We start from the raw sequence: 23,343 nt of genomic DNA on the forward strand, positions 1-23,343 counted from the left end.
ACGCCCGCGCCGTCACCCAGTCCTGTCCCTGACCCGCCCCGTCCGGCTCCCGCGAGTCGGCACTCCCGGGCGGCCGAACCGCACACCCGGTCGCCCGGTCGCCCACCTCACCTTCCGCGTGCCCGCCGCCCGCGTCCGAGCCCTCCCGCCCCGGTCGCCGGTGCCGTCCCCCGACCGCCGGACGCACCGCTCGCGCGGGCGGTGCCGGCACGCGCCCCTCCACCGAACAGGACCTGACATGACCACGCTCGAGACCCGTCCCGAGACCCGTTTCACGACCGTCCCCGTCACGCCCGAGGAGTGGCTCGCCCGCGCCCGCGAGGTCCGCGCGATCCTCGCCGAGGGCGCCGCCGCCCGGGAGCGCGCCGGGGCCACCCCGTACGCCGAGGTCGAGCTCCTCAAGGACGCCGGCCTCGTCACCCTGCTCGGCCCGGCCGAGCACGGGGGCGGCGGCCAGGAGTGGCCGCTCGCCTACCGGGTGATCCGCGAGGTCGCCGCGGGCGACGGCTCCATCGGCCAGCTGCTCGGCTACCACCTGCTGTGGTTCTGGGCCGCCCGGCTGGTCGGCACCCGCGAGCAGATCGAGGCCGTCGAGGCCGAGGCCACCCGCAACCGCTGGTTCTTCGGCGGCGCGGTGAACCCGCGCGACGAGGACGTCGTGATCCGCGACGCCGGCGACCACCTCGTCTACAACGGCCGCAAGTCCTTCTCCACCGGCAGCAAGGTCTCGGACGTCACGGTGCTGGAGGGCGTGCTCGACGGCGCCGATCCCGATGCTCCCGGCGCGCACGTCTTCGCGATCGTGCCGAGCCGGCAGCCGGGCATCGTCTTCCACGACGACTGGGACAACATCGGCCAGCGGCTCACGGAGAGCGGCAGCGTCACGATCTCCGAGGTCCAGGTGCCGTGGGAGCAGGCGGCGGGCTTCAGGGACAAGGCGTTCGAGCCGCGCGTCTACACCACGCTCAACGTCCCGACGATCCAGCTCGTGTTCGTGAGCTTCTACCTGGGCATCGCCCGGGGCGCCCTCGAGGAGGCCGCGGAGTACACCCGCACCCGAACCCGCCCGTGGCTGCACGGCGGGCAGGAGCGGGCCGTCGACGAGCCCTACCAGCTCGACCTCTACGGCGATCTCGCGTCGAAGCTGTGGGCCGTGGAGGCGCTGGCGGACGCCGTCGCGGAGGAGGGCCTGGCCATCCACCGCAGCGCGTGGGACGTCACGCCGCAGCAGCGCGGCGAGCACGAGGTCCGGGTGGCGGCCGTCAAGGCGCGGGCCACGGAGGTCGCGCTCGAGGTGACCAGCCGGGTGTTCGAGGGCCTGGGCGCCCGGGCCACCGCCACCGAGCTGGGCTTCGACCGCTTCTGGCGCAACGTCCGCACCCACACCCTGCACGACCCCGTCGCGTACAAGCGGCGTGAGGTCGGGGCGTTCCTGCTGCGCGACGAGCTGCCCGAGCCGACCTGGTACAGCTGATCCCCGATGAGCGAACGGCGCTCTCGTTCACTCCTCATGAGCGAGAGCGCCGTTCGCTCACCCCAGGACGGGGTCAGCCGACGCGCTCGCGCTCGTTCTCGGGCAGGCCCGCGCGCCGCTCGGGGTGCGGGGTCCGCAGGCGCGGCAGGAACCGGCCCGTGCGGGACAGGTACTCCGCGTACTCCTCGCCCAGGGCCTGGGTGAGCCCGGGCTCGCGGACCGCGCGGGCCTGGATCTGCACGGCGACGACGATCAGCAGGGTCGCGAGCACGCCGAGCATGGTCGGCGCCATGACCAGCCCGCCCGCGGTGGCGACCACCATGCCGGTGAACGCGGGATTCCGGACGCGGGCGTAGAAGCCGCTGCTGGTCAGCGCCAGGTCCTCCCCACGGCGCCGTGCGGTGCCCATCTGGACCAGCGAGGCCAGCACGACGGCCACACCCAGGAGCAGCAGCCCGACCCCGACCACGACCCAGCCCGGCGAGCTGAACACCGCGATCGGCTCGATGACGTCGAACGCCACCAGCAGCGGGGCGACCAGGCCGAGCAGCAGGGCGACCCCGAAGAGCGCCCGCGACCACCAGGCCGGCGAGCCGAGCCCGGTGCGCATCGGCGAGCGGTGGGCGCCGGCGCGGGCCCACCGCCGCCCGACGCCGACGAGCACGCACGCCACCACCCCGAGGCCGACGGCGAGCCACGCGGCCAGGTGGTGGTCCAGCGTCTCCGAGACGACCTCCCAGGCGCCCCGGCCGGTGAGCTGACCGATCGCGTCGACCAGCAGCACCACGCCGAACACGACGAACCCGGCCGCCGCGCCGTAGCGGATCGTCCGCTCCGGCAGCCGCTTGCCGAGCTGCCGGCCGACGACGATCGCCAGCGCGTCGGCCGCCACCATGCCGAGCGTGGAGCCGAGCCACACGCCGAACCAGCCGTGCTGGGTGGCCAGCGTGATCGTGGCCAGCATCGTCTTGTCGCCGAGCTCGGCCAGGAAGAACGCCACCGACGCGGCGACGACGGCGGAGCGCGCCTTCCGGTTGACCTTCTCCTGCTCGTCCTCGGACAGCGAGTCGCCCTTGAGCGTCCACGCGCCGAACCCGAGGAAGGCGACGGCCGCGGCGAGCGCGATCCAGCCGGTCGGGATGGTGGCGCCGAGGCCGTGGCCGACGGCGACGGAGACGAGGTGCACGACCGACGTGGCGATCGTGATCCCCAGCAGGACGGGCCAGGTCTTGTAGCGGGTCGCGAACGTCAGGGCCATGAGCTGGGACTTGTCGCCCAGCTCGGCCACGAAGATCACGCCGAAACTGATCAGGAACGCCGCGAGCACGTCCTGCATCGCCACACAACCCCTCGATCTCGGGCCGGATCGAGGGAACGGGGTCTCTTCGATCCGACGTGAACCGGATCGAAGGTCTCGCTCGCCTGGTGGTGTCAGGCCCCGCAGCCGGGCGATACGGATCGCCAGTATGTCGACCGCGACGTTGAGAGCTACTCCCCTTCGCTGCGGGACAAGCTACCTCATCGATCCAGTGCCCCTCGACCCCGGTTGCGGGCCCGTGAGGTAGTTCACTCGGGTTCTCGTGGGCGGCACAGTGTCGTACGTTCGTTCAGATAGCTCTCGAGAAGGACGCGGAGGAACCATGCCCGAGGCCGTCATCGTCGACGCGGTGCGCACCCCCATCGGGAAGCGCAACGGCTCGCTCGCCGACGTCCATCCCGCCGACCTGTCGGGGTACGTGCTGCGGGCGCTGCAGGAGCGCACCGGCATCGACCCCGAGGTGATCGACGACGTCGTGTGGGGCTGCGTGAACCAGGTCGGTGACCAGGCCGCGCAGATCGGCCGGTACGCGGTGCTCGCGGCCGGCTGGCCGGAGACCGTCCCCGGCGTCACGATCAACCGGGCCTGCGGGTCCAGCCAGTCCTCGTTCGACTTCGCCGCCGGGATGGTGATCGCCGGGCAGTACGACGTCGTCGTGGCCGGCGGCGTCGAGACCATGACCCGGGTGCCGCTCGGTGCCGGCCGCGACCTCGGCCGCCCCTACGGCCCGCTCGTGCGCGAGCGCTACGAGGCCGACCTGACCAGCGGCGAGTTCCCCGGCAACGACTTCAACCAGGGCATCGGCGCCGAGCGGATCGCCAAGAAGTGGGGCTTCACCCGGCAGCGCCTCGACGAGTACTCGTCGCGGTCGCACGAGCTCGCGGCCGCGGCCGTCGACGCGGGCGCGTTCGACGGCCAGCTCGTCCGCGTTCCCGGCAGGGACGAGTTCACCGCCGACGAGGGCCTGCGCCGCGGGACCACGCCGGAGAAGCTCGCGAAGCTCAAGCCCTCCTTCCGCGAGGACGGCGTGATCCACGCGGGCAACGCCTCGCAGATCTCCGACGGCGCGTCGGCCACCCTGATCACCACCCCGGAGAAGGCCAAGGAGCTCGGGCTCACCCCGATCGCCCGCTACCACTCCGGCGCGGTCTCCGGCGCGGACCCGCTGATGATGCTGACCGGCCCGATCCCGGCCACGCAGAAGGTGCTGCGCAAGAGCGGCCTGTCGATCTCCGACATCGGCGCCTTCGAGGTCAACGAGGCCTTCGCCCCGGTGCCGCTGGCCTGGCAGGCCGAGCTGGGTGCGGACGACAAGGTGCTCAACCCGCTCGGCGGGGCCATCGCCGTCGGCCACCCACTGGGCGCCTCGGGCACCATCCTCATGACGCGGCTGCTGCACCACATGCGGGACAAGGGCATCCGCTACGGCCTGCAGACGATGTGCGAGGGCGGCGGCACCGCCAACGCCACCATCGTCGAGCTCCTCTGACCCTCCTCCCGGTCCGGACGGGCCCCGCGGTGCGGCACCGCGGGGCCCTCTACCGGAAACCGTGCCGAACTGCACGTCCTTTCCCAGCCCGAGCACAGGCGCATCTCAGCTTCGGGGCGCACAGTCTGTGTCATGACCGACGAGCAGCGGGGTCACTCCCGGCCCGATGGGGACGTTGCGCACAGCTCCGACAGCACCGTGAGCACCTCCGCCGGGGACTCCCCGACCCAGCAGACCCAGCAGGCCCAGCAGACGGACCCGACCCGTTCCTACGGCTCGCCCTACGCCTACGGCCGCGGCTCCGTGTACGGCACGCCCGGCTACGCCCAGACCGCCGGGCACGGCGGCGACCAGGGCACCCGCCCCTACGGCAGCCCCGCGTACGGCCCGTACGCGCAGCACGGCGCCACCGACCCGCACGGCCCGGCGGCGGCCGCTGGCGGGCCGAATGATCTCCCGCCCGGCGGGAACACCCCCCTCGTGCACGACGAGCGGCCCCGCAGGAACTCCCGCCCCTGGGCCGGCATCGTCGCGGCCGCGCTGATCGCCGGCATCGTCGGCGGCGGCGCGGGCTTCGGCGGCGCCTACGCCCTGCTCGACCGCGACAGCTCGGCGAGCGGGGTCACCCTGTCCGGCCAGCCCGCGTCGAACGCCTCCTCGGTGCAGACCAACGGCACCGTCCAGGCCGCCGCGGCCAAGGCCAGCCCCAGCACCGTCGACATCCGGGTCACCACCGGCCAGGGCACCGCCGAGGGCTCCGGCGTGATCCTCACCTCGGACGGCGACGTGCTCACCAACAACCACGTCGTCTCGGGCTCGACCGGGCAGATCCAGGTCACCCTGTCCGACGGCTCCCAGCACACCGCCTCGGTCGTCGGCACCTCGCCGAGCTACGACCTGGCCGTCATCAAGCTCGACGGCGTGTCCGGCCTGACCGCGGCCGAGCTCGGCCGCACGGGCGACGTGCAGGTCGGCCAGCAGGTCGTCGCGATCGGGTCGCCGCAGGGCCTCGAGGGCACCGTCACGACCGGCATCGTCAGCGCCCTCAACCGCACCGTGCAGGTGCAGGGCGAGGACGGCTCCGCCGTCGTCTACAACGGCCTGCAGACGGACGCCCCGATCAACCAGGGCAACTCCGGCGGCCCGCTGGTGAACCTCGACGGCCAGGTCGTCGGCATCAACTCCGCGATCGCCACCGCGGGGCAGAGCAGCGGCAGCGTCGGCCTCGGCTTCGCGATCCCGGTCGACCAGGCCCGCCGGGTGGCGCAGGAGATCATCGACTCGGGCAGCGCCACCAAGCCGGTGCTCGGCGTGCAGGGCAGCACCCGGTCGTCGGGCGCGGAGAACGGCGCCACCATCGCCGCGGTGACGGACGGCGGGCCGGCGGCGGCCGCCGGGCTCAAGGCCGGTGACGTCGTCACCAAGGTCGGCGACGCCACCGTCAGCGACTTCTCCGACCTCGTCGCCCGGATCGGCTCCTACGCCCCGGGCGACAAGGTCACGTTGGCCGTCGGCAGCGGGTCCTCGGCGCGGACGGTCGACGTGACGCTCGGCAGCACCAAGGACACCGGGGCCACCACCAGCAGCGGCGGCACCAGCCAGGGCGGCGGCAGCAGCAACCCGTTCGGGCAGCTCAACCCGTTCGGCGGCGGCTCGCCGTTCGGCGGCGGCAGCGGCGACGAGGGCGGCAACGGCGGCGGCTGACCCCCGGGACCGGCCACTCGGCCGATCGGAGACCCCGGCCGCCACGGCGGCCGGACCGGCGCGGGCCGGGCGGGGATCCCCTCCCCCGCCCGGCCCGTCCCGTACTCAGCTCTTCAGCCACGCCTTGACGGCCTCGGTGTCCGCGCCGAGCGCCGGCGGGGTGCGCCGGTAGTCCGGCGGGGTCGCCGAGTAGTCCACCGGGTTGCGCACCGCGCCCGGGCCGCCGCCGGGGTGCACGACCGGGGCGAGGCCGAGGCTTTCCGCCAGCTCGATGCCCTGGTCCACGGTGTTGATCGGACCGCACGGCACGCCGGCCGCGCCGAGCACGTCGAACCACTCCTGCGCGCCCTTCGCCGCGAGCTTCTCCAGCAGCAGCGGGCGCAGCTCCTCGCGGTGCCGGGTGCGCTCGACCATCGACCCGAAGCGCGGGTCGTCGAGCAGCTCGGGGGCGTCGATCGCGCCGCAGAGCCGGCGGAACTGGTGGTCGTTGGCCGCGATCACGATCAGCTCGCCGTCCCCGGTGGGGAGCGGCTCGTAGGGGAAGAGCGAGAGGTGCGCGTTGCCCATCCGCTTCGGCACGACCCCGCCCGCCACGTACGCGGAGGTCTGGTTGACCAGGCTGGACAGCGCCGCGGACAACAGGTTGGTCTTGACGTGCTGCCCCTCGCCGGTCGCCTCACGGTGCCGCAGCGCCGCGAGGACCGCCACGGCCGCGTGCAGCCCGGTCATCACGTCGAACACCGCGACGCCGGCCCGGTAGGGCGTGCCCTCGGGGTCGCCGGTGAGGCTCATCAGCCCGGACGTCGCCTGGATCAGCAGGTCGTAGCCGCCGAGCTTGGCGCCGCCCGCGTCGCCGAACCCGCTGATGGAGCAGTAGACGACCGACGGGTTGGTCCCCCGCACCGAGTCGACGTCCAGGCCCCACTTCGCGGTGGAGCCGGGCATGAAGTTCTCGATCAGCACGTCGGCGCGGGCGGCGAGCTGCCGGGCCACCGCGAGGTCCTCGGGGTCCTTCAGGTCGAGGACCACGGAGTGCTTGTTGCGGTTGATGGACAGGTAGTAGGTGGCGACGGGGCCGTCGGGCCCGTTGACCGTGGGCGGCTGCCAGGTGCGGGTGTCGTCGCCGGTCGGGCCCTCCACCTTGACGACGGTCGCGCCGAGGTCGCCGAGCAGCATCGTCGCGTAGGGGCCGGCGAGCACCCGGGAGAAGTCGGCCACCACCAGCCCGGCCAGCGGGCCGGAGGGCGTCGGTTCCTCGGGGTCGAGCGGGGGGAGATCAGCCACGGTTCCTGTATAGCCGCCGTGCGCGGGAAGTGGGGCCCCGGCACCACGTGCCGCGAACGGCGCATCACAGGACGGCGAGGACCACCAGCGCCAGGCCGGCGAGGGCGAGACCGGCGCCGATCCACGCCCAGATGCGCTGGCCCCTGCGGGCGGAGTCGGTGAGCTCCTCCTCCGTCCTCGTGGACATCACGAACGGCGAGCCGTCGCGCGGCGGGCGGACGACGAGCGGGCCGTCCCGGTCGTCGACCTCGCCGAGCACGTACATCCGCGTGCCGGGGCGCAGCACCCACTCGGTGTGCTGGTAGCCGATCGTCTCGTCGCGGTCGCCGCCGGCCAGCGCGCCCAGCACCGAGATCGCGCCGGCGAGCGCGCCCTGCGGCCGGTGGTCGTGCGCGGGCTCGAACCGGTCGAGGACCGTCTCGACGCCGTCGGGCCGCCGGCCGCCGTGGTCGACGCCGATGGTGTGCCCGTCCCGCAGCAGCGCCCAGCCGTGCGGTGAGCTGAGCTCGGCGACCGTCTCGGTGCGGGTGGTGACCCGGATGTCGCCGTCCGAGTCGCGGTCGTAGTGCTTGTAGCGGCGCTGGACGCGGTGCGCGTGCCACACGCAGTCCACCCCGGCGAGCTCGGAGCGCAGCAGCCCGACCGGCGCCGGCACCGTCTCGCCGACGACCTCGCACACCTTGCGGAACCGCCCCGGTCCGGCGAGCTCGGCCGAGATGCCCTGCAGCTCGACCAGCTCCGGCACCGACAGCGTCTCCGCGGCCAGCATCGCGTGCGCCTTGCGCTGCGACCGGGCCGCGGCCCACAGGCAGCCGCACGCCGCCAGCAGCAGGATGATCCCGAACCAGAGCATCGTCGTCCCTCTCGTGAAGCGGTGAGGGGAACGCTAGGCAGCGCGCGGGACCCGGACAGGTGTGCTGGCACCACACCCGGTGGGCGGGCTACCGGCGCCTCCGCACGGGGTCCAGCCTCCGCAGCACCAGCCCGGTCGCCGCGGCGAGCACCACGGCCGTGCCCACGAGCATCCCGGCACCGAGCAGCCAGTGCGCGGCGTCGTGCGTCCAGAGCGGGTCCGGACCCCCGCGCCCGATGCGGTTGAGGTCCACGGTCGCCGCGCCCATCGCGAAGGCCCAGCGGGAGGGGACGAGCCAGGCCAGCTGCTCCAACCCGGCGTAGCCCGCCACCGGGAACAGGCCGCCGCTGACCACGAGCTCCAGCATGAGGACCAGCACCAGCAGGGGCATGCCGCGGTCCGCGTTGCCGATCGCGGCCGAGACCACCAGCCCGACCAGCATGGTCACGACGGTGACGCCCACGACCGCGAGCAGCACCTCCGCCAGGCCCGACCCGAGCACGACCGCCGAGTCGGGCCCGGGTCTTCCCGCCAGCGCGAGCAGCGTGAACACCGCCGCCTGCAGCCCGGTGACCACGCCCAGCACCAGCAGTTTCGACAGCAGGTACGCCGGCAGGGACAGCCCGATCGCGCGCTCGCGGACGTAGACCGGCCGCTCCTTGACCAGCTCGCGGATCGCCGCCGCGATCCCCATCAGCGCACCGCCCAGCACCAGGACGAGCATCAGCTGACTGGGTTGGACCTCCTGCAGCTCCAGCGCCCGGGTCGTACTCAGCCCGGAGCCGCCCGGGACCAGCCGGGCCAGCGCTGCGAGGACCAGCGGCAGCGCCACGAGGAAGATCGCGTACTGCCGGTCGGCGGCGATCACGGCCAGGTACCGGCGGCACAGCACGGCCAGCTGCGCACCGAAGCCCTGCTGGCGCGGCGCCGCCTCCGGGGCCCGCCGCTCGACGATCCTCGGCATCCCCGCCGTCGGCTGGGCCACGTACCGGGAGTGCTGCCGCGACTCCCGGTACCGGGCGGCCAGGGTCTCCCCGGGCACGCGCTCCAGCAGCAGGAACATCTCGGCGTAGTCCGGCGCGCCGAAGTACTCCAGGGCTTCGCGGGGCGGGCCGAAGAAGGCCACGTGCCCGCCGGGCGCGAGCACCAGCAGCCGGTCGCAGAGGTCGAGGTTGAGCACGCTGTGGGTGACCACGACGACCGTGCGCGCGCCGTCGGCCAGCCCGCGCAGCGTCTGCATCACGGACTTGTCCAGGCCGGGGTCGAGGCCCGAGGTCGGCTCGTCGAGGAACAGCAGGCTCGGCCGGGTCAGCAGCTCGAGGGCCACGGACGTGCGCTTGCGCTGCCCGCCGGACAGCGTGTCGATCCGTTGCCCGGCCTGCCCGGTGAGGTTCAGCTCGGCCAGCACCTCGTCGATGCGGCGCTCGCGGTCGGCCTCCGGCACGTCGGCGGGGAAGCGCAGCCGGGCGGCGAAGCGCAGCGCGCGGCGGACGGTGAGCTGGGGGTGCAGCACGTCGTCCTGCGGCACGAGGCCGATGCGGTGGCGCAGCTCGGCGTACTCGGCGTAGAGGTCGCGGCCCGCATAGCGGACCTCGCCGACGTCCGCCGGGCGGGAGCCGGTCAGCGCGCGCAGCAACGTCGACTTGCCCGCCCCGGACGGCCCGACGACGGCGAGCAGGCTCCGGCCCGGGAGCGCGAAGGAGACCTCGCGCAGCAGGGTCCTGCCGGAGTCGGTGGTGACCGCGACGCCCTGGACCGAGAACCCGACGTCGCCGGTGTCCTCGGCCGAGACGAGCCGGTCGCCCTGCAGCTGCAGCAGCGCGTGCCCGATGCCGACGACGTCCCGCGGGGTGATCTCGGCGGAGGTGACCCGGACGCCGTTGACGAACGTGCCGTTGCCGCTGTTCAGGTCCACGATCCGCCAGCCCGCGCCGCTGCGGTGCAGCTCGGCGTGGCGGCGGGAGACGAGCAGGTCGTCGAGCACGACGTCGTTGTCCGGCAGGCGGCCCACCGTGAGCCGGGTGGTGAGGACGTGCCGGACCGAGGTCTGCCCGCCCTGCCGGACGAGGACGTCGGTGGGGGTCTGCGGCGGGACGGGCCGCGCCGGGGGTGCGCTCGCGGGGAGGACCTGCACGACCGCGGAGTCGACGGTGTCGCCGAGCCGCACGGAGACCGGGCCGGCGAGCGGGACCGAGGTGACCCGCCGGCCGTCCACCCAGGTGCCGTTGCGCGAGGCGTCCGTGAGCGTCCAGCCCTGAGGGGTGTGCTCCACGATCGCGTGCCGTCGCGAGGCCCGCGGGTGCCCGACGTCGAGGTCCGCCTCCGGGCCGCGGCCGATCACGAACGGGCGGCCGGGTGGGACCGGCAGCCGCCGCCCGCCGACGACGATCTCCAGGGCGGGCGGCGTCATGCGCGGACGATATCGGGCGGACCGGGCGTCGTCACCGATCACGGCGGCGCCCGGATCGTCCGGGTTGCGACGGCCACCCGAGTGTGCGTCCCTGGGGGCCGAGGCCGGTAGGGTCCCGGCAAGCTACCCGCCCGTAACCCCGGAGAGTCGACGATGACCAACCTGGCCGCGAACCTCGTCGCGACCGCCCGCGAGCACGGCGACCGCCCTGCCGTGAAGCTCGACGAGTACGTGTTGACCTACGCCCAGCTGCACTCCGCCGCCGCGGCCGTCGCCGGGGACCTGAAGGAGCGCGGGATCGAGCCGGGCGACCGGGTCGGTCTGGTGCTGCCCAACGTGCCCGCCTACCCGGTGCTGTACTACGGCGCGCTGCTCGCCGGCGCGGTCGTGGTGCCGATGAACCCGCTGCTCAAGGCCCGCGAGGTGGAGTACTACCTGAACGACTCGGGCATGTCGCTGGTCTACGGCTGGGACGGCTCGGGCGATGTGGTGCCCGAGGCCGCCGCGGCCGTCGGCATCCCGGGCGTCGTGGTGCCGGCGACCGGCCCGACCGGGCTGGGCGGCACCCCGGCCCCGGAGCCGGTCGAGCGCGCCGACGACGACACCGCCGTCATCCTCTACACCTCGGGCACCACCGGGCAGCCCAAGGGCGCCGAGCTGACCCACCACAACCTCGACTCCAACGCCCGCACCACGGTCGAGACGCTGATCGAGATCACGTCCGAGGACGTGATCATGGGCTGCCTGCCGCTGTTCCACGTCTTCGGCCTGACCTGCGGGCTCAACGCCGCCGTGGTCGCCGGGGCCACGCTGACCCTGATCCCGCGGTTCGACCCCTCCAAGGCCCTCCAGGTCGTCGCCCGGGACGGGGTCACCGTGTTCGAGGGCGTGCCCACGATGTACGCGGCGATGCTGCACAGCCCCGACGCCGAGGGCGCCGACATGGCCTCGCTGCGCACCTGCATCACCGGCGGCTCGGCGATGCCGGTGGAGATCCTCAAGTCCTTCGAGAAGCAGTTCGGCTGCGAGATCTTCGAGGGCTACGGGCTGTCCGAGACCGCGCCGGTCGCCTCGTTCAACCAGCCCGGCCGCCCGCGCAAGCCCGGCACCATCGGCTTCCCGGTGCGCGGCTGCGAGATGCGCGTGGTCGACGACGAGGGCAACGACGTGCCGGACGGGCAGCCCGGTGAGATCGCCATCCGCGGCGAGAACGTCATGAAGGGCTACTGGAACCGGCCCGACGCCACCGCCGAGGCCATCCCGGACGGCTGGTTCCGCTCCGGCGACATCGCCACGCGCGACGCGGACGGCTACTACACGATCGTCGACCGCAAGAAGGACCTGATCATCCGCGGCGGCTACAACGTCTACCCGCGCGAGGTCGAGGAGACGCTCTACGAGCACCCGGCCGTGGCCGAGGCCGCCGTCGTCGGGATCAAGCACGCCGAGCTCGGCGAGGAGATCGGCGCCGCGGTCGCGCTCAAGCCCGGCCAGTCCGCCGACCCCGACGAGCTGAAGAACTTCGTCCGGGACCGGCTCGCCGCCTACAAGTACCCGCGCGCGGTCTGGCTGGTCGACGCCCTGCCCAAGGGCCCGACCGGCAAGATCCTCCGCCGCGAGGTGGAGCCCCCGGCCGAGGTGTAGGTGCCTCAGGCGAGGAGGGCGGCGACCGTGCCCTCGGGGTCGGTGACCATCGCGTCGTGCCCCGTGGGCAGGTCCCGCCACTCCCAGCCCATGTCCTTCACCACCTGGTGCGACGACGCGATCACCGGGTAGGGCGGTGCCGAGCAGTACACGTAGGTGACCGGCAGGCCGGCGCCGAGCGGGCCGTCGAGCGCCAGCGGTTCCCGGTAGCTGCGCAGCGGCTGCGCGGTGAGGTGCCGGGCGAGCCACGTGGCGTCCTCCGGGTCGGTCACCCCGAACGCCTCGGGCGGCGGGGGCGGGATCGCGATGCCGTGGCCCCGCCGCCTGGCGTCGAGCTCGCGCTGCACGACGACGTCGTCGGGCAGGGCGTCGAACCCGCGCCGCCCCGCCGCGACCACCAGCCCGTCGAGCAGCACGATCCGGCGGACCCGGTCCGGCGCCCGGTCGGCCGCCCCCAGCACGGGCAGCGCGCCGAAGCTGTGCCCGACGAGCAGGACGTCCGTGAGCTCCTCGGCCTCCAGCAGCGCGGTGACGTCCCGGGTCATGGTCGCGAGCCCCACCTCGGGGGTGAGCAGGTGGGCGCGCTCGCCGAGGCCGGTCAGGGTGGGGGTGAAGACCTCGTGCCCTGTGTCCCGGAGCAGCCGCGCCACCCGGCGCCAGCACCAGCCGCCGTGGTGCGCCCCGTGCACCAGCACGACCGTCCCGCCCATCGCGCCTCCCGCCCCCTCGCGACCCGCTCGCCCAGCCTGCCACCGGGACCACCGGCGAGGAAGCACACTCCCGCGTCACGCCCCGCTCGAAGATCGATCCGAGCTTCACGCCACAGCAGCCGCCGCAGCACTCCCGTCACGCTCGGAACGATCACCGGGAGCGCGCCACCTCTCACCGCAGCTGCGCGGCCCGCTCCGCCACCTCGGCGACGCGGGGGGCCGGGCGGTCGCCGGCGGGCTCGGGGTGGCCGAGGTCGGTGAGCCAGCCCCGCAACACCCGGTGCAGGTGCTCGGCGCCCACGATCTCGCCCGGGTCGGCGAGCTCGGACGGGGCGAGCAGGAAGCCGCGGCTCTGCGGGCCGCCGAGCCCGCCGTGCGACCCGACGTGCGGCTCGAAGGGCGAGGCGTCGTCCGTCGCGGGGTCGTAGCGGCTGTTGATCATGATGTCCGGGCAGTGCGGGAAGGTGTCGACGCGCCGGACGAGGTCGGGGGCGTGGGCGCCGTAGTCCGCCAGCGGGTCCTCGCCGATCACCGTGCCGCTCGCGAGCCGGTGCACCCCGTCGCGGCCCAGCACGACGGCGCCGTGCTCCCCGCTGCGGACCAGCACGAACCCGACGCCGGGGTGGTCGACGAGCGAGGGCAGCAGGTCCGGGAACTCGCGTTCGATCGTCTCGAGCTCCACCCGGCCCTCGTGGTCGGTGAGCGACACCATCGCCACGTGGCCGGACGCGCACACCACGACCCCGGGCGCCGCCCGCGCGACCTCGCCGGGCTTCCCCGACTCGGTCCGGTGCTTGGCCGGTGAGGCCCCCGCCTTCTCCACGCGGGCCCGCAGCCGCCGGGCCACGAACCCGCCGCCCGCCGACGCCTCGGCCAGCGCCGCGCCCACCTGCCAGCCCTCCGCGGCGCGGCGGGTGGAGCGCTCGGCCGGGGTACGCCCGAGGAACCGGCGGCGCGGCCGCGGCGGTGGTCCCCCGCACAGCCGCCCGACGTACTGCTCGATCGTCTCGCCGAACCGCTCGGCGAAGGCCTGGCCCTGGGTCTGCCCGTGGTCGGACAGGCACACGATCAGGTACGGGCGCGGGGCGAGCTGCGCGGCCCGGTGCAGCCGGCCGATCTGCTGGTCGATGGTGCGCCGCACCGCGAGGCTGTCGAAGCGCTCGATGCCCGAGTGGTGGGCGACCTCGTCGTAGCCGAGGAAGTCCGCGTAGGCCACGGCCCGGCCGGCCAGCATGTCCTCGATCAGCGCCGACACCACGACGTCCCGGGCGATCACCGTGGTCCCCGGCCGGGCCAGCGGGTAGATCCCACCGCGGTGGGTGCGCGGGCGGACGTCCGCGCGGCGCTGGTCGGCGGCGGCGACGACCTCGCGCACGGCGTCGACCAGCGCACCGGCGAAGGTGCGGATGCCGTTGACCGGGTTGGCGAAGTAGGCCCAGTACCCGCCGCCGACGTGGTCGCGCCGCCGCACGGAGCGCTTGCCGCCGAGCACGGTCACGGTGCTCATGGTGAGGCTGTAGTGCGGGGCGTCGCCGGTGAAGAGGTTGCCGCGGCCGGCGCCGTCGACGGCGAGCAGGCCCCGCCCGTCCGAGTGCCGGCGTTCGATCTCCGCCGCGTCCGCGGGGTGCGCGCACGCCATGACGTGGTCGCGGTCCTTCTCGTACCAGCGGAACCCGAGGATGTCGTGGTTGTTCCCGTGGAGGATCCCCGCGACGCTCGCTCCCGTCTGCGAGCTCCAGTCCGTGGTCCAGTACCGCAGCGTGTGGCTGCCCTCGGCGAGCCAGCGCGCGAGCGTCGGCATGGTCCCGTCCCGGACCGCCCGGCGGGCGGTGTCGTGGCCCAGCCCGTCGATCTGCAGGAACAGCACCCCGGACGGCTGCTCGGTGGCCGCGCCGGGCCCCTCGGCCTCCGTGGCGACCCGCCGCCGACGGCGCCGCGCGGCGCGGCGGAAGAACAGCTCGTCCTCGTCGATCGCCAGGAGGCTGGTGGCGACGGCGTTGACCACCGTCATCACCACGACCACCACGAACGCGGTGCGGATGTTCGTCAGCTCCACGCCGGGGATCAGCCAGAAGACCGCCAGCACCGCGGCGGCGAGCAGCACGAAGCTGCCGAGGCCGAGGGTGAACAGCGCGAGCGGCAGCGCGACCCGCAGCACCAGCGGCCAGACGACGGCGGTGAGCAGGCCGAGCAGCAGCGCGCAGACCGTGGGCTGCCACCAGCCGGCCATGGCGAACCCGGTGAGCCAGACGTCGAGCAGGTGCAGCGCGGCGGTGACCAGTGCCCACACCAGCACCACGCGGGCCACCACGCGCCCGCCGCGCAGCAGCGGGCCGCGCACGACGGGCGTCACGCGGTAGTCGCGGACGATCGGGCTCGGCAAGGTCACGGATGCTCCTGGTCGGTCGGCGGCTGCGGACCGCCCCGCGCCGGGCCGACCGCGGGATCGATCATCTCCCCGCCCCCGCCGGGAAGGGCCGCCGGGGCACGCCGGGCCCGCCGTCGTCGCACCAGGCGGGCGACGCCGGCGGACAGCGCGCCGACCACGAGCACGAGCGCGGCGGCGACGAGCGTGGCCACGAGCGGGTCGTCGAACAGGCCGCCGGAGAGGATGCCGAGCAGCGCGTACGCGACCGCCCACAGCAGGCACGCGACCAGCGCCGACGGCAGCAGCCGCCGCCACGGGTAGCCGAGCGTGCCCGCGGCGACGAGCGCCGGGATCCGCCCGGCCGGCACGAGCCGCCCGACGACGATCAGCTGCCAACCGTGTCGCGCGAACCGCCTCCTGGCCCGGGCCAGCTGCTCCGGCGTCTGCCCGCGGGCGACGAACCGGACCGCCGCCTCACCACCCAGACGGGCGACGCCGTAGGTCACCACGTCGCCCGCGAACGCGGCCAGGGTCGACGCCAGCAGGACGAGCGGCAGCGACAGGTGGGTGGTCGTCATCGCGACGGCGGCGGCCGCGCCGACGACCGCGCCCGTCGGCACCACCGGCACGACCGAGCCGAGCAGCACGCCGCCGATCAGCACCGGGTAGCCGATGGCCTGCGGGTTCGTCCAGTCCGCGGCGAGGGTGCCCGTCACGCGGCCATCATTCCCGGCGGACCGGGCCCGGACCGTCCGCACCCCGCGCGATCGGCCCGGGCGTGCGATCATCGGGGTCGGGCGCGGTGCCGTCGAGCGGCACGTCCTGCCCGGGCCGGGCGATGGTGACGGTCGTGGCGCTCCCCCGCCGCTCGGTCGCGGCGGCGAACCGGTGGGGCGGGTCGTGCAGCAGCGCCCGCATCCGGGCGCCGTGTCCGGCGGGCGCACGGGTCAGCCCGGCGACGGCGAGCGTGCCCCAGTGCACCGGGACGGCCAGCCGCGGCCGCAGCACGTCCAGGGCCTCGGCCGCCCGCTCCGGGTCGAGGTGCCCCGGCCCCAGGTTCGGGCCCCACCCCCACACCGGCAGCAGGGCGACGTCCAGGCCGAGCGAGCCGAGGTCCGCCATCCCGTCGAACAGGTCGGTGTCGCCCGCGGCGTAGATCCGCAGGCCGTCGGCCTCCAGCACGTGCCCGAGCGCGGGCGACTGCGGCCCGCGCGTGGAGCGCGGGCCCCACCGGTGCCCGCTGTGCGCGGCCGGCACCGCGGTGATCCGCAGCCCGCCCTCGCGGATCTCCTCCCCGACGTCGATCTCCTCGACCCGGCGGACCCCGCGCCGGCGCACCCACTCGGCCGCCCCGCGCGGCACCACGACCCGCGTGTCGGGCCGGAGCAGCCGCAGGGAGGGCAGGTGCAGGTGGTCGCCGTGCAGGTGGGAGATCAGGACGAGGTCGGCGTCCGCCCAGTCCTCGGGGCGCAGCGGCGGCACCACGCGGCGCAGCAGCGACACCCGCGGGGTGAGCACCGGGTCGGTGAGGACCACCCGCCCGCCGAGCTCCAGGCGGGTGGTCGAGTGGCCGAGGAAGCGCAGGGCCGGGTGGTGCACGTGCGCCAGTATGCGGACTCGCGGCGCGTCAGGCGCCGAAGCGGACCGGCTGGCCCGTGGACTCGAGCACCGCCTGCCAGAGGTCGCCGTGCGGGTCGACCTGGTTGCGCTTGCTCACCGCGAGCGGCATCGGGATGTGCACGAACCGGCGCCGCACCCGCCCGACCACCATCGCCGTGCGCCCGGACATGGCCGCGTGCACGGCGGCCTGCGACAGCCGGACGGTGTACACGCTGTCGTACGGGTTCGCCGGCACGGACCGGATCGCGTAGCTGGGGTCGATGTAGCGCACGGAGGTCTCGATCCCGGCCTCGCCGAAGTGGTCCTCGATGCGGTCCCGCAGGTAGCGGCCGATGTCGCCGAGCCTCCGGTTGCCCGAGGCGTCCGTGTTCCGGCCGGCCTGGGCCGCCTCCAGCAGCTCCTGCCCCGCTCCCTCGGCGACGACGACCACGGCGTGCCCGCGCTGCTCCACGCGCCGGCGCAGGTGGGCGAGCAGCCCCGTGTCGCCCTCCAGGGCGAACGGGACCTCCGGGATCAGCACGACGTCCGCGTCGCTGCGGGCGAGCGCGGCGTAGCAGGCGATGAACCCCGAGTGCCGGCCCATGAGCTTGACCAGGCCGATGCCGTTGGCCGTGGACTTGGCCTCGACGGTGACCGCCCGGATCGAGTCCGACGCCCGGGAGAAGGCCGTCTGGAAGCCGAAGCTCTGGTCGATGTACGGGATGTCGTTGTCGATCGTCTTGGGCACCCCGACGACCGCGATCTTGAGGTTGCGCTCGGCGATGACCCGCTCGATGCCCATGGCGCCGCGCATGGAGCCGTCGCCGCCGATCACGAACAGGATGTTGATGTGCATCCGCTCCAGGCAGTCGACGATCTCCTCGGGGTCCTGGTGGCCGCGCGAGGTGCCGAGCACGGTGCCGCCGTCGACCGCGATGTCCCGGACGAACTCGGGCGTGAGGTCGACCTCGTCGTAGCCGTAGCGGGAGATGAAGCCCTGGTAGCCGTTGCGGAAGCCGACGATCCGGCGGACGCCGTAGTGGTAGGTCAGGGTGCGGACGAGGCCGGCGATGACGTCGTTGAGCCCCGGGCAGAGCCCGCCGCAGGTGACGATGCCGACGCGGGTCTTCGACGGGTCGAAGTAGATCTTGCGCCGCGGCCCACAGGGCTCGAGGCCCGGCAGCTGGTCGACCGGCACGCCGCGGGCCGTGACCCGGGCGACGGTGTCGTCGAGCAGGACACGGTCGTCCTCGTCGACGTAGTGCTCGGTGGTCTGCCGCGCGTCGAGCAGGTCGAGCATCGGGGAGTCGATGCGGCTGGTCCCGAGCCGGCGGATCTCCAGGTCCGCCTGGGTGACGGTCTGGGTGCGCGAGAAGTGCACGACGTTGTCCGGCGCGTCCGGCGCGCCGGCCGTGATCGCGCCGTCGCCGGTCGGGTCGGCCGTGCTCGCGGCAGGTTCGTGTGCGCTGCTCACCGTGTCCCTCGGTCCTCGCGTGCTGGTGCGTGGTCTGCGTGCTGTGCTGTCCTGCGCTGCCCGGCACCGGATCGTGACGGTGTGCCGGACGGGCCGGCCCGCGACGGTGGGGACTCCTGACCCGGTAAGTGCGTTCAGCGTGCCCGATCCGGACACGATCCGACAGGTCCTGCTTCGGGATCGGTTCAGACCATACCGAGGACGCGGTCGACGCGGATCTCGATGACCACCCGCTCCGGGTTCGGCCGGGGCACGCGGAAGCGCGCGGCGTAGCGCTGCTCGGCGTCCCGCACGCCCTCCGGGTCGTCCCGGACCACGGCGACGCCCTCGAGCGTCGACCAGCGCCGGCCGTCCACCTGTGACACCGCCACGCGAGCGCCCTCCGGCCCGGCCTCGGCGACGTTGCGGGCCTTCTGCGAGCCCCCGCGGCAGATGACCCGGGCGACGCCTTCCTCGACGTCGACGGTGACCCCGACCGGCACGACGTGCGGCGTCCCGTCCTTGCGCAGCGTGACCAGGGTGCCCAGGTGCCGCTCGGTCCAGAACGCGCGGAAGTCCGCGGAGACGACGTCGGGGGCGAGGCGGGTACGCAGGGGGCGTGCGGTCACGCCCGCATCATGCCTGCGCCGACACGGCTGCGCCCCGGCGCCCGCCCCACCGGACCGCGCCCGCGCCCGCGGCGACGACCAGCCCGATCGCGACCGCGCCGAGCGGGCTGAGGGTCTGCCCCAGGACCAGCGCGCCCGCGAGCGCCGCGACGGCCGGTGAGAGGCTCATCACCACGGCGAAGGTGCTCGCCGGGACACTACGCAGGGCGAGCAGCTCGAGCGAGTAGGGCAGCAGCGAGGACAGCACCGCGACGGCCGCGCCGAGCCCCAGGGCGACCGGGTCGAGGAGCGCGGCCCCGGCGCCCGCGACGCCCAGCGGCAGGGCCACCACGGCGGACACGCCGAGGGCGAGGGCCAGGCCGTCGAGCTTCGCGAAGGAGCCGCCCGCCCGCTGCGCCAGCACGATGTAGCAGGCCCACAACACGCCCGCGAGCAGCGCGAACCCCACCCCGACGAGGTCGAGGCCCCCGGTGAACCCGTCCTCCCCCAGCAGCGCGACGCCGGCGAGCGCGAGCGCCGCCCACAGCGCGCTCAGCAGCCCGCGGCCGGTGAGCACCGACAGGGCGAGGGGCCCGAGCACTTCGAGCGTCACGGCGGCGCCGAGCGGGATCCGCGCGATCGCCTCGTAGAAGCAGATGTTCATCCCGCCGAGCGCCAGCCCGTAGCCGAGGACGGTGAGCAGGTCGCCGCGGGTGCGCCCGCGCAGCCGGGGCCGGCAGACCAGCAGCAGGACGAGCGCCGAGATCCCGAGCCGCAGGCCCACCGTGCCGGTCGCGCCGAGGCGGGCGAACAGCAGCGCCGCCAGGGCCGCACCGAACTGCATCGAGAACTCGCCGCCGACGACCAGCCCGATCGCCGTCCGGCGCGCGGGGCGGGTCGTGTGTGTCGTCGGGCGGGCGGCGAGATCGGTCACCCGATCGACGCTAGGAGCCGGATCGGCCGCCGGGAAATGCCGGTCCAGCGGTGGTTATGCTCCTCAGGCATGAGCGCCGACGTGCGGCACCTGCGGGCCTTCCTGGCCATCGCGGAGGCCGGCACGATCACCCGCGCCGCCGCCCGGCTGCACCTCGGCCAGCCCGCGCTCTCGCGCTCGCTGCACCAGCTGGAGGCGCACCTCGGGGTGCGGCTCGTCGACCGCTCGACCCACCACCTCGCGCTGACGCCGGCCGGGGTCGCCTTCCGGGAACGTGCCGAGCGGGCCGTCGAGGCCGTCGACGCGCTGCTCGACCCGGCCCGGGCCGGCGAGTGGCTGCGGGTGCCGCTGCGCCTGGGGCACGCGTGGTCGGCGCTGGGCGGGCGCACGCCGGAGCTGCTGCGGCGCTGGCGGGCGGCGCAGCCGGACCTGCCGCTGGAGCTGGTGCAGATCGACGCCCGGACCGCCGGGCTCGCCGACGGCCGGGTCGACGCCGCGGTGCTGCGCGGGCGGGCGCGTGTCCCGGGCACCCGTACGGTCCGGCTGCCGGACGAGGCGCGGATGGCGGCGGTGCCCGAGGGCGGAGACCTGGCCGCCCGCGGGTCGCTCACCCTCGCCGACCTCGCCGGTCGCACCGTGGCGGTCAACCGCGACACGGGGACCACCACCGCGGCGCTCTGGCCGGCGGACGCCCGGCCCGAGACCGTCTGGGTGGCGACGACCGAGGACTGGCTGGTCAGGATCGCGTCCGGCGGGGCCGCGGGGGTCACGGCGGCCGCGACCTCGGAGCTGCACCGCTTCCCCGGCGTGGCCTACGTGCCGCTCACCGACGCCCCACCGGTACCCGTCTGGCTGGCCTGGAGCGACCCGCCCACGCACCCGGCCGTGCCGCGCCTGGTGGAGCTCGTGCAGGAGGTCACCGGCGCCCCAGCAGGGTGACCGTCCCCGCGGAGCCGTCCACCCGGACCCGGTCGCCGGTGCGCAGCCGCGTCGTCGCGTCCCCGCAGCCGACGACGGCCGGGAGCCCGAGCTCGCGCGCCACGATCGCCGCGTGCGACAGCGGCGCGCCGACGTCCGTGACCACCGCCGCGACCAGCGGGAACAACGGCGTCCAGCCGACGTTCGTCACCGTGGTCACCAGGATCTCGCCGGGCTGCAGGGCAGCGCCCTCGGCCACGTCGGTGAGCACCCGGACGGGGCCCTCGACGATCCCGGCGGCGCCCCCGAACCCGGTCACTGTCCCGCCGGTGCGGTCGGCGGGCACCGGCCGGGACGGGGCGCCGGCGACCCACACGTCGGCGCGGCGGTGCGGGTCGGCGGCCCAGGCGAAGGGATCGAAGGTCCCGCGGATCACCGCGGGGTACGGCGGCAACGCGTCGTAGGCGTCGAACACCGCGCGGTTCCGTGCCGCCCGGGCCGCCGCCCCGGTCAGGTCGGCGTCCGGTTCCAGCGCGCCGAGGAGCGCGTCGAGCTCGAGGAAGAACACGTCGTCGCCGAGCCCGGTGACCTCGCCGGCCCGCAGCGCCCAGGCCCGGAGCACACCGAAGACCCGCACGACCTCCGAGCGGGTGCGCTCCCGCATCCCGGCGGCGCGGATCCAGCGGGCGACGGCCCGCCGCGCGCCGCGGACCCGGTGGGGATGCTCGCGCCCGAGCCGCGCCCAGGCCGCCTCGCGTGTCGCGCGTTGCCGCTCCAGCAGCGCCGCGGGACCCGCGCCGGCCGCGCGGAGCCGGGCCAGCTCGGTCCGCACCCACGCCGGGTCCTCCGCGGGCCGCGGCGTCGAGACCTCGAACTCGCGGGGGCCCCGGTGCCCCCACCGTCGCAGGTACTCCGCCTCGGCCAGCTCCCCCGTCTCCACCCGGGCGAGCCCGACGACGGGGCCGAGGCTCTCGAGCTCGCCCCCGGTGGCGAGCGCGGCCGCGGTCTCGGGCCCGAGCAGGCGCTCGAGCCGGGACCGGGCGCCGAGCAGCGCGCGCGGATCGCTGCGCCCGGCCACCTGCAGCATCGTGCTGGTGTGCACCAGCAGCGGGCGCAGCTCGGCCGTCCAGGTGGTGAGCAGGCCGGCGGCGTCGAGCCCGGCGACCCGCTCGGTCAGCTCCGCGCAGCGCGCCGGGTTCCCGGCGACGGAGGCGTCGACGTGCGGTTTCTCCCGGCGAACGGCCCGCACGACCTCCCACACGGCCGGCAGCAGCACGCGCCGGGCCGCCCGGCGGTCGAGGGCGGCGCGCGGAACGGCGAGGCCGGCCGGGATGCGGCCGAAGGCGCTGCCGACGAGGCGCACGAACAGCCCCCGCGGCACGCCGACGAGCCCGGCGAGCGCCGAGGCCGTGGACAGGTCCATGTAGGCCCGGCCGCCGATCCGGCCGTAGGCCCGCAGTCCCGGCAGCGCCATCGTCGTCATCGCGTGCGCGCTGAAGATCTCGAGGAAGGACCAGGTCAGCGGCGTGACGGTGCCGGGGACCGCCTCCCCGAGGTTGCCGTTGGTCCACAGGTGGTCGCGGCCGCGCGAGTCGTTCCAGGGGTCCCGGACGGTCGTGACGGGGCGGGCCTGGAGCAGCGCGAAGCGACCCCCGGCGCGCGCCCACTCCACGTCCGTCGGGCCGCCGTACAGGTCCGCGACCCGCCGGCCGAGCGCGACGAGCTCGGCCACCGCGGCGTCGTCGAGCACGGGCGCGTGCCGCCGCTCCTCCGGGACCGGGCGCTCGACCGTCCCGCTCCCGGTGCGCACCGTCATGACGGCCTTCTCGGCCGTCCGCCGGGAGCGGACCGCGCCGGTGGCCGCGTCGGCGACGATCGCGTCCGGTGTGACCAGCCCCCCGACGACGGCCTCCCCCAGCCCCCACGCGGCGTCGACGAGCATGCGGTCGGTCTCCCCCGTCACGGGGTCGGCGGTGAACAGCACGCCGGAGCACTCCGCGGGAACCAGCTCCTGCACGACGACGGCGGTCTCCGCCCCGGTGCTCCCCGCGCGCTCGCGGTAGGCCACGGCCCGCTCGCCCCACAGCGAGGCCCAGCAGCGGCGCACCGCGTCGAGCACGCCGTCCGCGTCCCGGACGTCGAGCACCGTCTCCTGCTGACCGGCGAAGGAGAACCCGGGCAGGTCCTCGGCGGTGGCCGACGAGCGGACCGCGACCGGCGGGGCCCCGAGGGCCGCGTAGGCGACGCGGACGGCCGCCGCGACCTCGGCCGGCACCTCGGGCACGTCCTCCGGGCGCGGGCGCTCCGGCAGCCCCGCGGCAGCCCGCCGGTAGGCCTCGGTCGCGACGACGAAGCCCTCGGGCACGGGCAGCCCCGCGCGTCGCGCCCGGGCCAGCGAGGCACCCTTGCCCCCGGCCGTCGCGAGGTCGGTCGCCGCGGGCGAGTCGAGCAGGAGCACCAGGTCCGGCACGGGAGAACCGTAGCGTCCTCCGTATTCCCGGACGGACGTCCGGCGTGAGTTACTTGGCAAAGGCAAGGTTTCGCCTTGCCACGGACTCGGAGTCGTGGTCACCTGTT

Annotated in this window: 17 protein-coding genes; 5 read left to right on the forward strand and 12 right to left on the reverse strand. The window is 75.1% G+C overall.

Annotated features, from left to right (window positions below; all coding sequences use genetic code 11):
* Nucleotides 1-238 precede the first annotated feature (238 nt).
* Nucleotides 239-1,474: an acyl-CoA dehydrogenase family protein gene (locus tag ABD990_RS09010; RefSeq protein WP_345379712.1), complete on the forward strand. Its 1,236-nt coding sequence runs from the start codon at nt 239-241 to the stop codon at nt 1,472-1,474.
* 73 nt (nt 1,475-1,547) lie between these two features.
* On the opposite strand, the gene ABD990_RS09015 is transcribed toward ABD990_RS09010, so the two are convergent.
* Nucleotides 1,548-2,810 (reverse strand): TMEM165/GDT1 family protein, encoded by a 1,263-nt coding sequence (locus tag ABD990_RS09015; protein ID WP_345380019.1) that lies wholly within the window; start codon nt 2,808-2,810, stop codon nt 1,548-1,550.
* A 304-nt stretch (nt 2,811-3,114) separates the two neighbouring features.
* On the opposite strand from ABD990_RS09015, the gene ABD990_RS09020 reads away from it, so the two are divergent.
* The gene (locus tag ABD990_RS09020; RefSeq protein ID WP_345379713.1) at nt 3,115-4,281 is read left to right on the forward strand and encodes a thiolase family protein; all 1,167 of its coding nucleotides are present in this window, start codon (nt 3,115-3,117) and stop codon (nt 4,279-4,281) included.
* A gap of 132 nt (nt 4,282-4,413) precedes the next feature.
* On the forward strand, nt 4,414-5,985 hold the full coding sequence (locus tag ABD990_RS09025) for a S1C family serine protease (RefSeq protein WP_345379714.1): 1,572 nt from the start codon (nt 4,414-4,416) through the stop codon (nt 5,983-5,985).
* A 105-nt stretch (nt 5,986-6,090) separates the two neighbouring features.
* On the opposite strand, the gene ABD990_RS09030 is transcribed toward ABD990_RS09025, so the two are convergent.
* The 3 genes from ABD990_RS09030 to ABD990_RS09040 all read right to left on the reverse strand — a co-directional run bounded on the left by ABD990_RS09030 (nt 6,091) and on the right by ABD990_RS09040 (nt 10,532).
* Nucleotides 6,091-7,269 carry a CaiB/BaiF CoA transferase family protein gene (locus ABD990_RS09030; RefSeq protein ID WP_345379715.1) on the reverse strand — a complete coding sequence of 393 codons (1,179 nt, stop codon included), beginning with the start codon at nt 7,267-7,269 and terminating at the stop codon, nt 6,091-6,093.
* Between the two features lie 64 nt (nt 7,270-7,333).
* Nucleotides 7,334-8,122, reverse strand: a complete 789-nt coding sequence (locus ABD990_RS09035; RefSeq protein ID WP_345379716.1) for an E3 ubiquitin ligase family protein — start codon at nt 8,120-8,122, stop codon at nt 7,334-7,336.
* Between the two features lie 88 nt (nt 8,123-8,210).
* A complete protein-coding gene (locus tag ABD990_RS09040; RefSeq protein ID WP_345379717.1) occupies nt 8,211-10,532 on the reverse strand; it encodes an FHA domain-containing protein in 2,322 nt (773 codons plus the stop codon).
* A gap of 153 nt (nt 10,533-10,685) precedes the next feature.
* Here ABD990_RS09040 and ABD990_RS09045 point away from each other — a divergent pair, with 153 nt between their 5' ends.
* Nucleotides 10,686-12,176, forward strand: coding sequence for a long-chain-fatty-acid--CoA ligase (locus ABD990_RS09045; RefSeq protein ID WP_345379718.1), 1,491 nt, complete (start codon nt 10,686-10,688; stop codon nt 12,174-12,176).
* A 5-nt stretch (nt 12,177-12,181) separates the two neighbouring features.
* On the opposite strand, the gene ABD990_RS09050 is transcribed toward ABD990_RS09045, so the two are convergent.
* From ABD990_RS09050 to ABD990_RS09080, 7 genes are all read right to left on the reverse strand, one after another.
* Nucleotides 12,182-12,886: an alpha/beta fold hydrolase gene (locus tag ABD990_RS09050; RefSeq protein ID WP_345379719.1), complete on the reverse strand. Its 705-nt coding sequence runs from the start codon at nt 12,884-12,886 to the stop codon at nt 12,182-12,184.
* A 172-nt stretch (nt 12,887-13,058) separates the two neighbouring features.
* On the reverse strand, nt 13,059-15,275 hold the full coding sequence (locus ABD990_RS09055; protein WP_345379720.1) for a phage holin family protein: 2,217 nt from the start codon (nt 15,273-15,275) through the stop codon (nt 13,059-13,061).
* Nucleotides 15,272-15,970, reverse strand: a complete 699-nt coding sequence (locus ABD990_RS09060) for a DedA family protein (protein ID WP_345379722.1) — start codon at nt 15,968-15,970, stop codon at nt 15,272-15,274. The genes ABD990_RS09055 and ABD990_RS09060 overlap by 4 nt, the downstream gene beginning before the upstream one ends.
* A 7-nt stretch (nt 15,971-15,977) precedes the next feature.
* Nucleotides 15,978-16,853: an MBL fold metallo-hydrolase gene (locus tag ABD990_RS09065; protein ID WP_345379724.1), complete on the reverse strand. Its 876-nt coding sequence runs from the start codon at nt 16,851-16,853 to the stop codon at nt 15,978-15,980.
* A 28-nt stretch (nt 16,854-16,881) separates the two neighbouring features.
* The gene (locus tag ABD990_RS09070) at nt 16,882-18,234 is read right to left on the reverse strand and encodes an ATP-dependent 6-phosphofructokinase (RefSeq protein ID WP_345380021.1); all 1,353 of its coding nucleotides are present in this window, start codon (nt 18,232-18,234) and stop codon (nt 16,882-16,884) included.
* 278 nt (nt 18,235-18,512) lie between these two features.
* The gene (locus ABD990_RS09075; RefSeq protein ID WP_345379725.1) at nt 18,513-18,935 is read right to left on the reverse strand and encodes a TIGR03618 family F420-dependent PPOX class oxidoreductase; all 423 of its coding nucleotides are present in this window, start codon (nt 18,933-18,935) and stop codon (nt 18,513-18,515) included.
* Between the two features lie 7 nt (nt 18,936-18,942).
* The gene (locus ABD990_RS09080; RefSeq protein ID WP_345379726.1) at nt 18,943-19,848 is read right to left on the reverse strand and encodes an EamA family transporter; all 906 of its coding nucleotides are present in this window, start codon (nt 19,846-19,848) and stop codon (nt 18,943-18,945) included.
* A 69-nt stretch (nt 19,849-19,917) separates the two neighbouring features.
* Here ABD990_RS09080 and ABD990_RS09085 point away from each other — a divergent pair, with 69 nt between their 5' ends.
* A complete protein-coding gene (locus ABD990_RS09085) occupies nt 19,918-20,787 on the forward strand; it encodes a LysR family transcriptional regulator (protein WP_345379727.1) in 870 nt (289 codons plus the stop codon).
* Here the strand turns inward: ABD990_RS09085 and ABD990_RS09090 are convergent.
* Nucleotides 20,765-23,236, reverse strand: a complete 2,472-nt coding sequence (locus ABD990_RS09090; RefSeq protein WP_345379729.1) for a PEP/pyruvate-binding domain-containing protein — start codon at nt 23,234-23,236, stop codon at nt 20,765-20,767. The genes ABD990_RS09085 and ABD990_RS09090 overlap by 23 nt on opposite strands.
* Between the last annotated feature and the right edge of the window lie 107 nt (nt 23,237-23,343).

It is taken from the genome of Pseudonocardia yuanmonensis (genome assembly GCF_039542425.1).
In the GTDB taxonomy this organism is placed as follows: Bacteria; Actinomycetota; Actinomycetes; order Mycobacteriales; family Pseudonocardiaceae; genus Pseudonocardia; species Pseudonocardia yuanmonensis.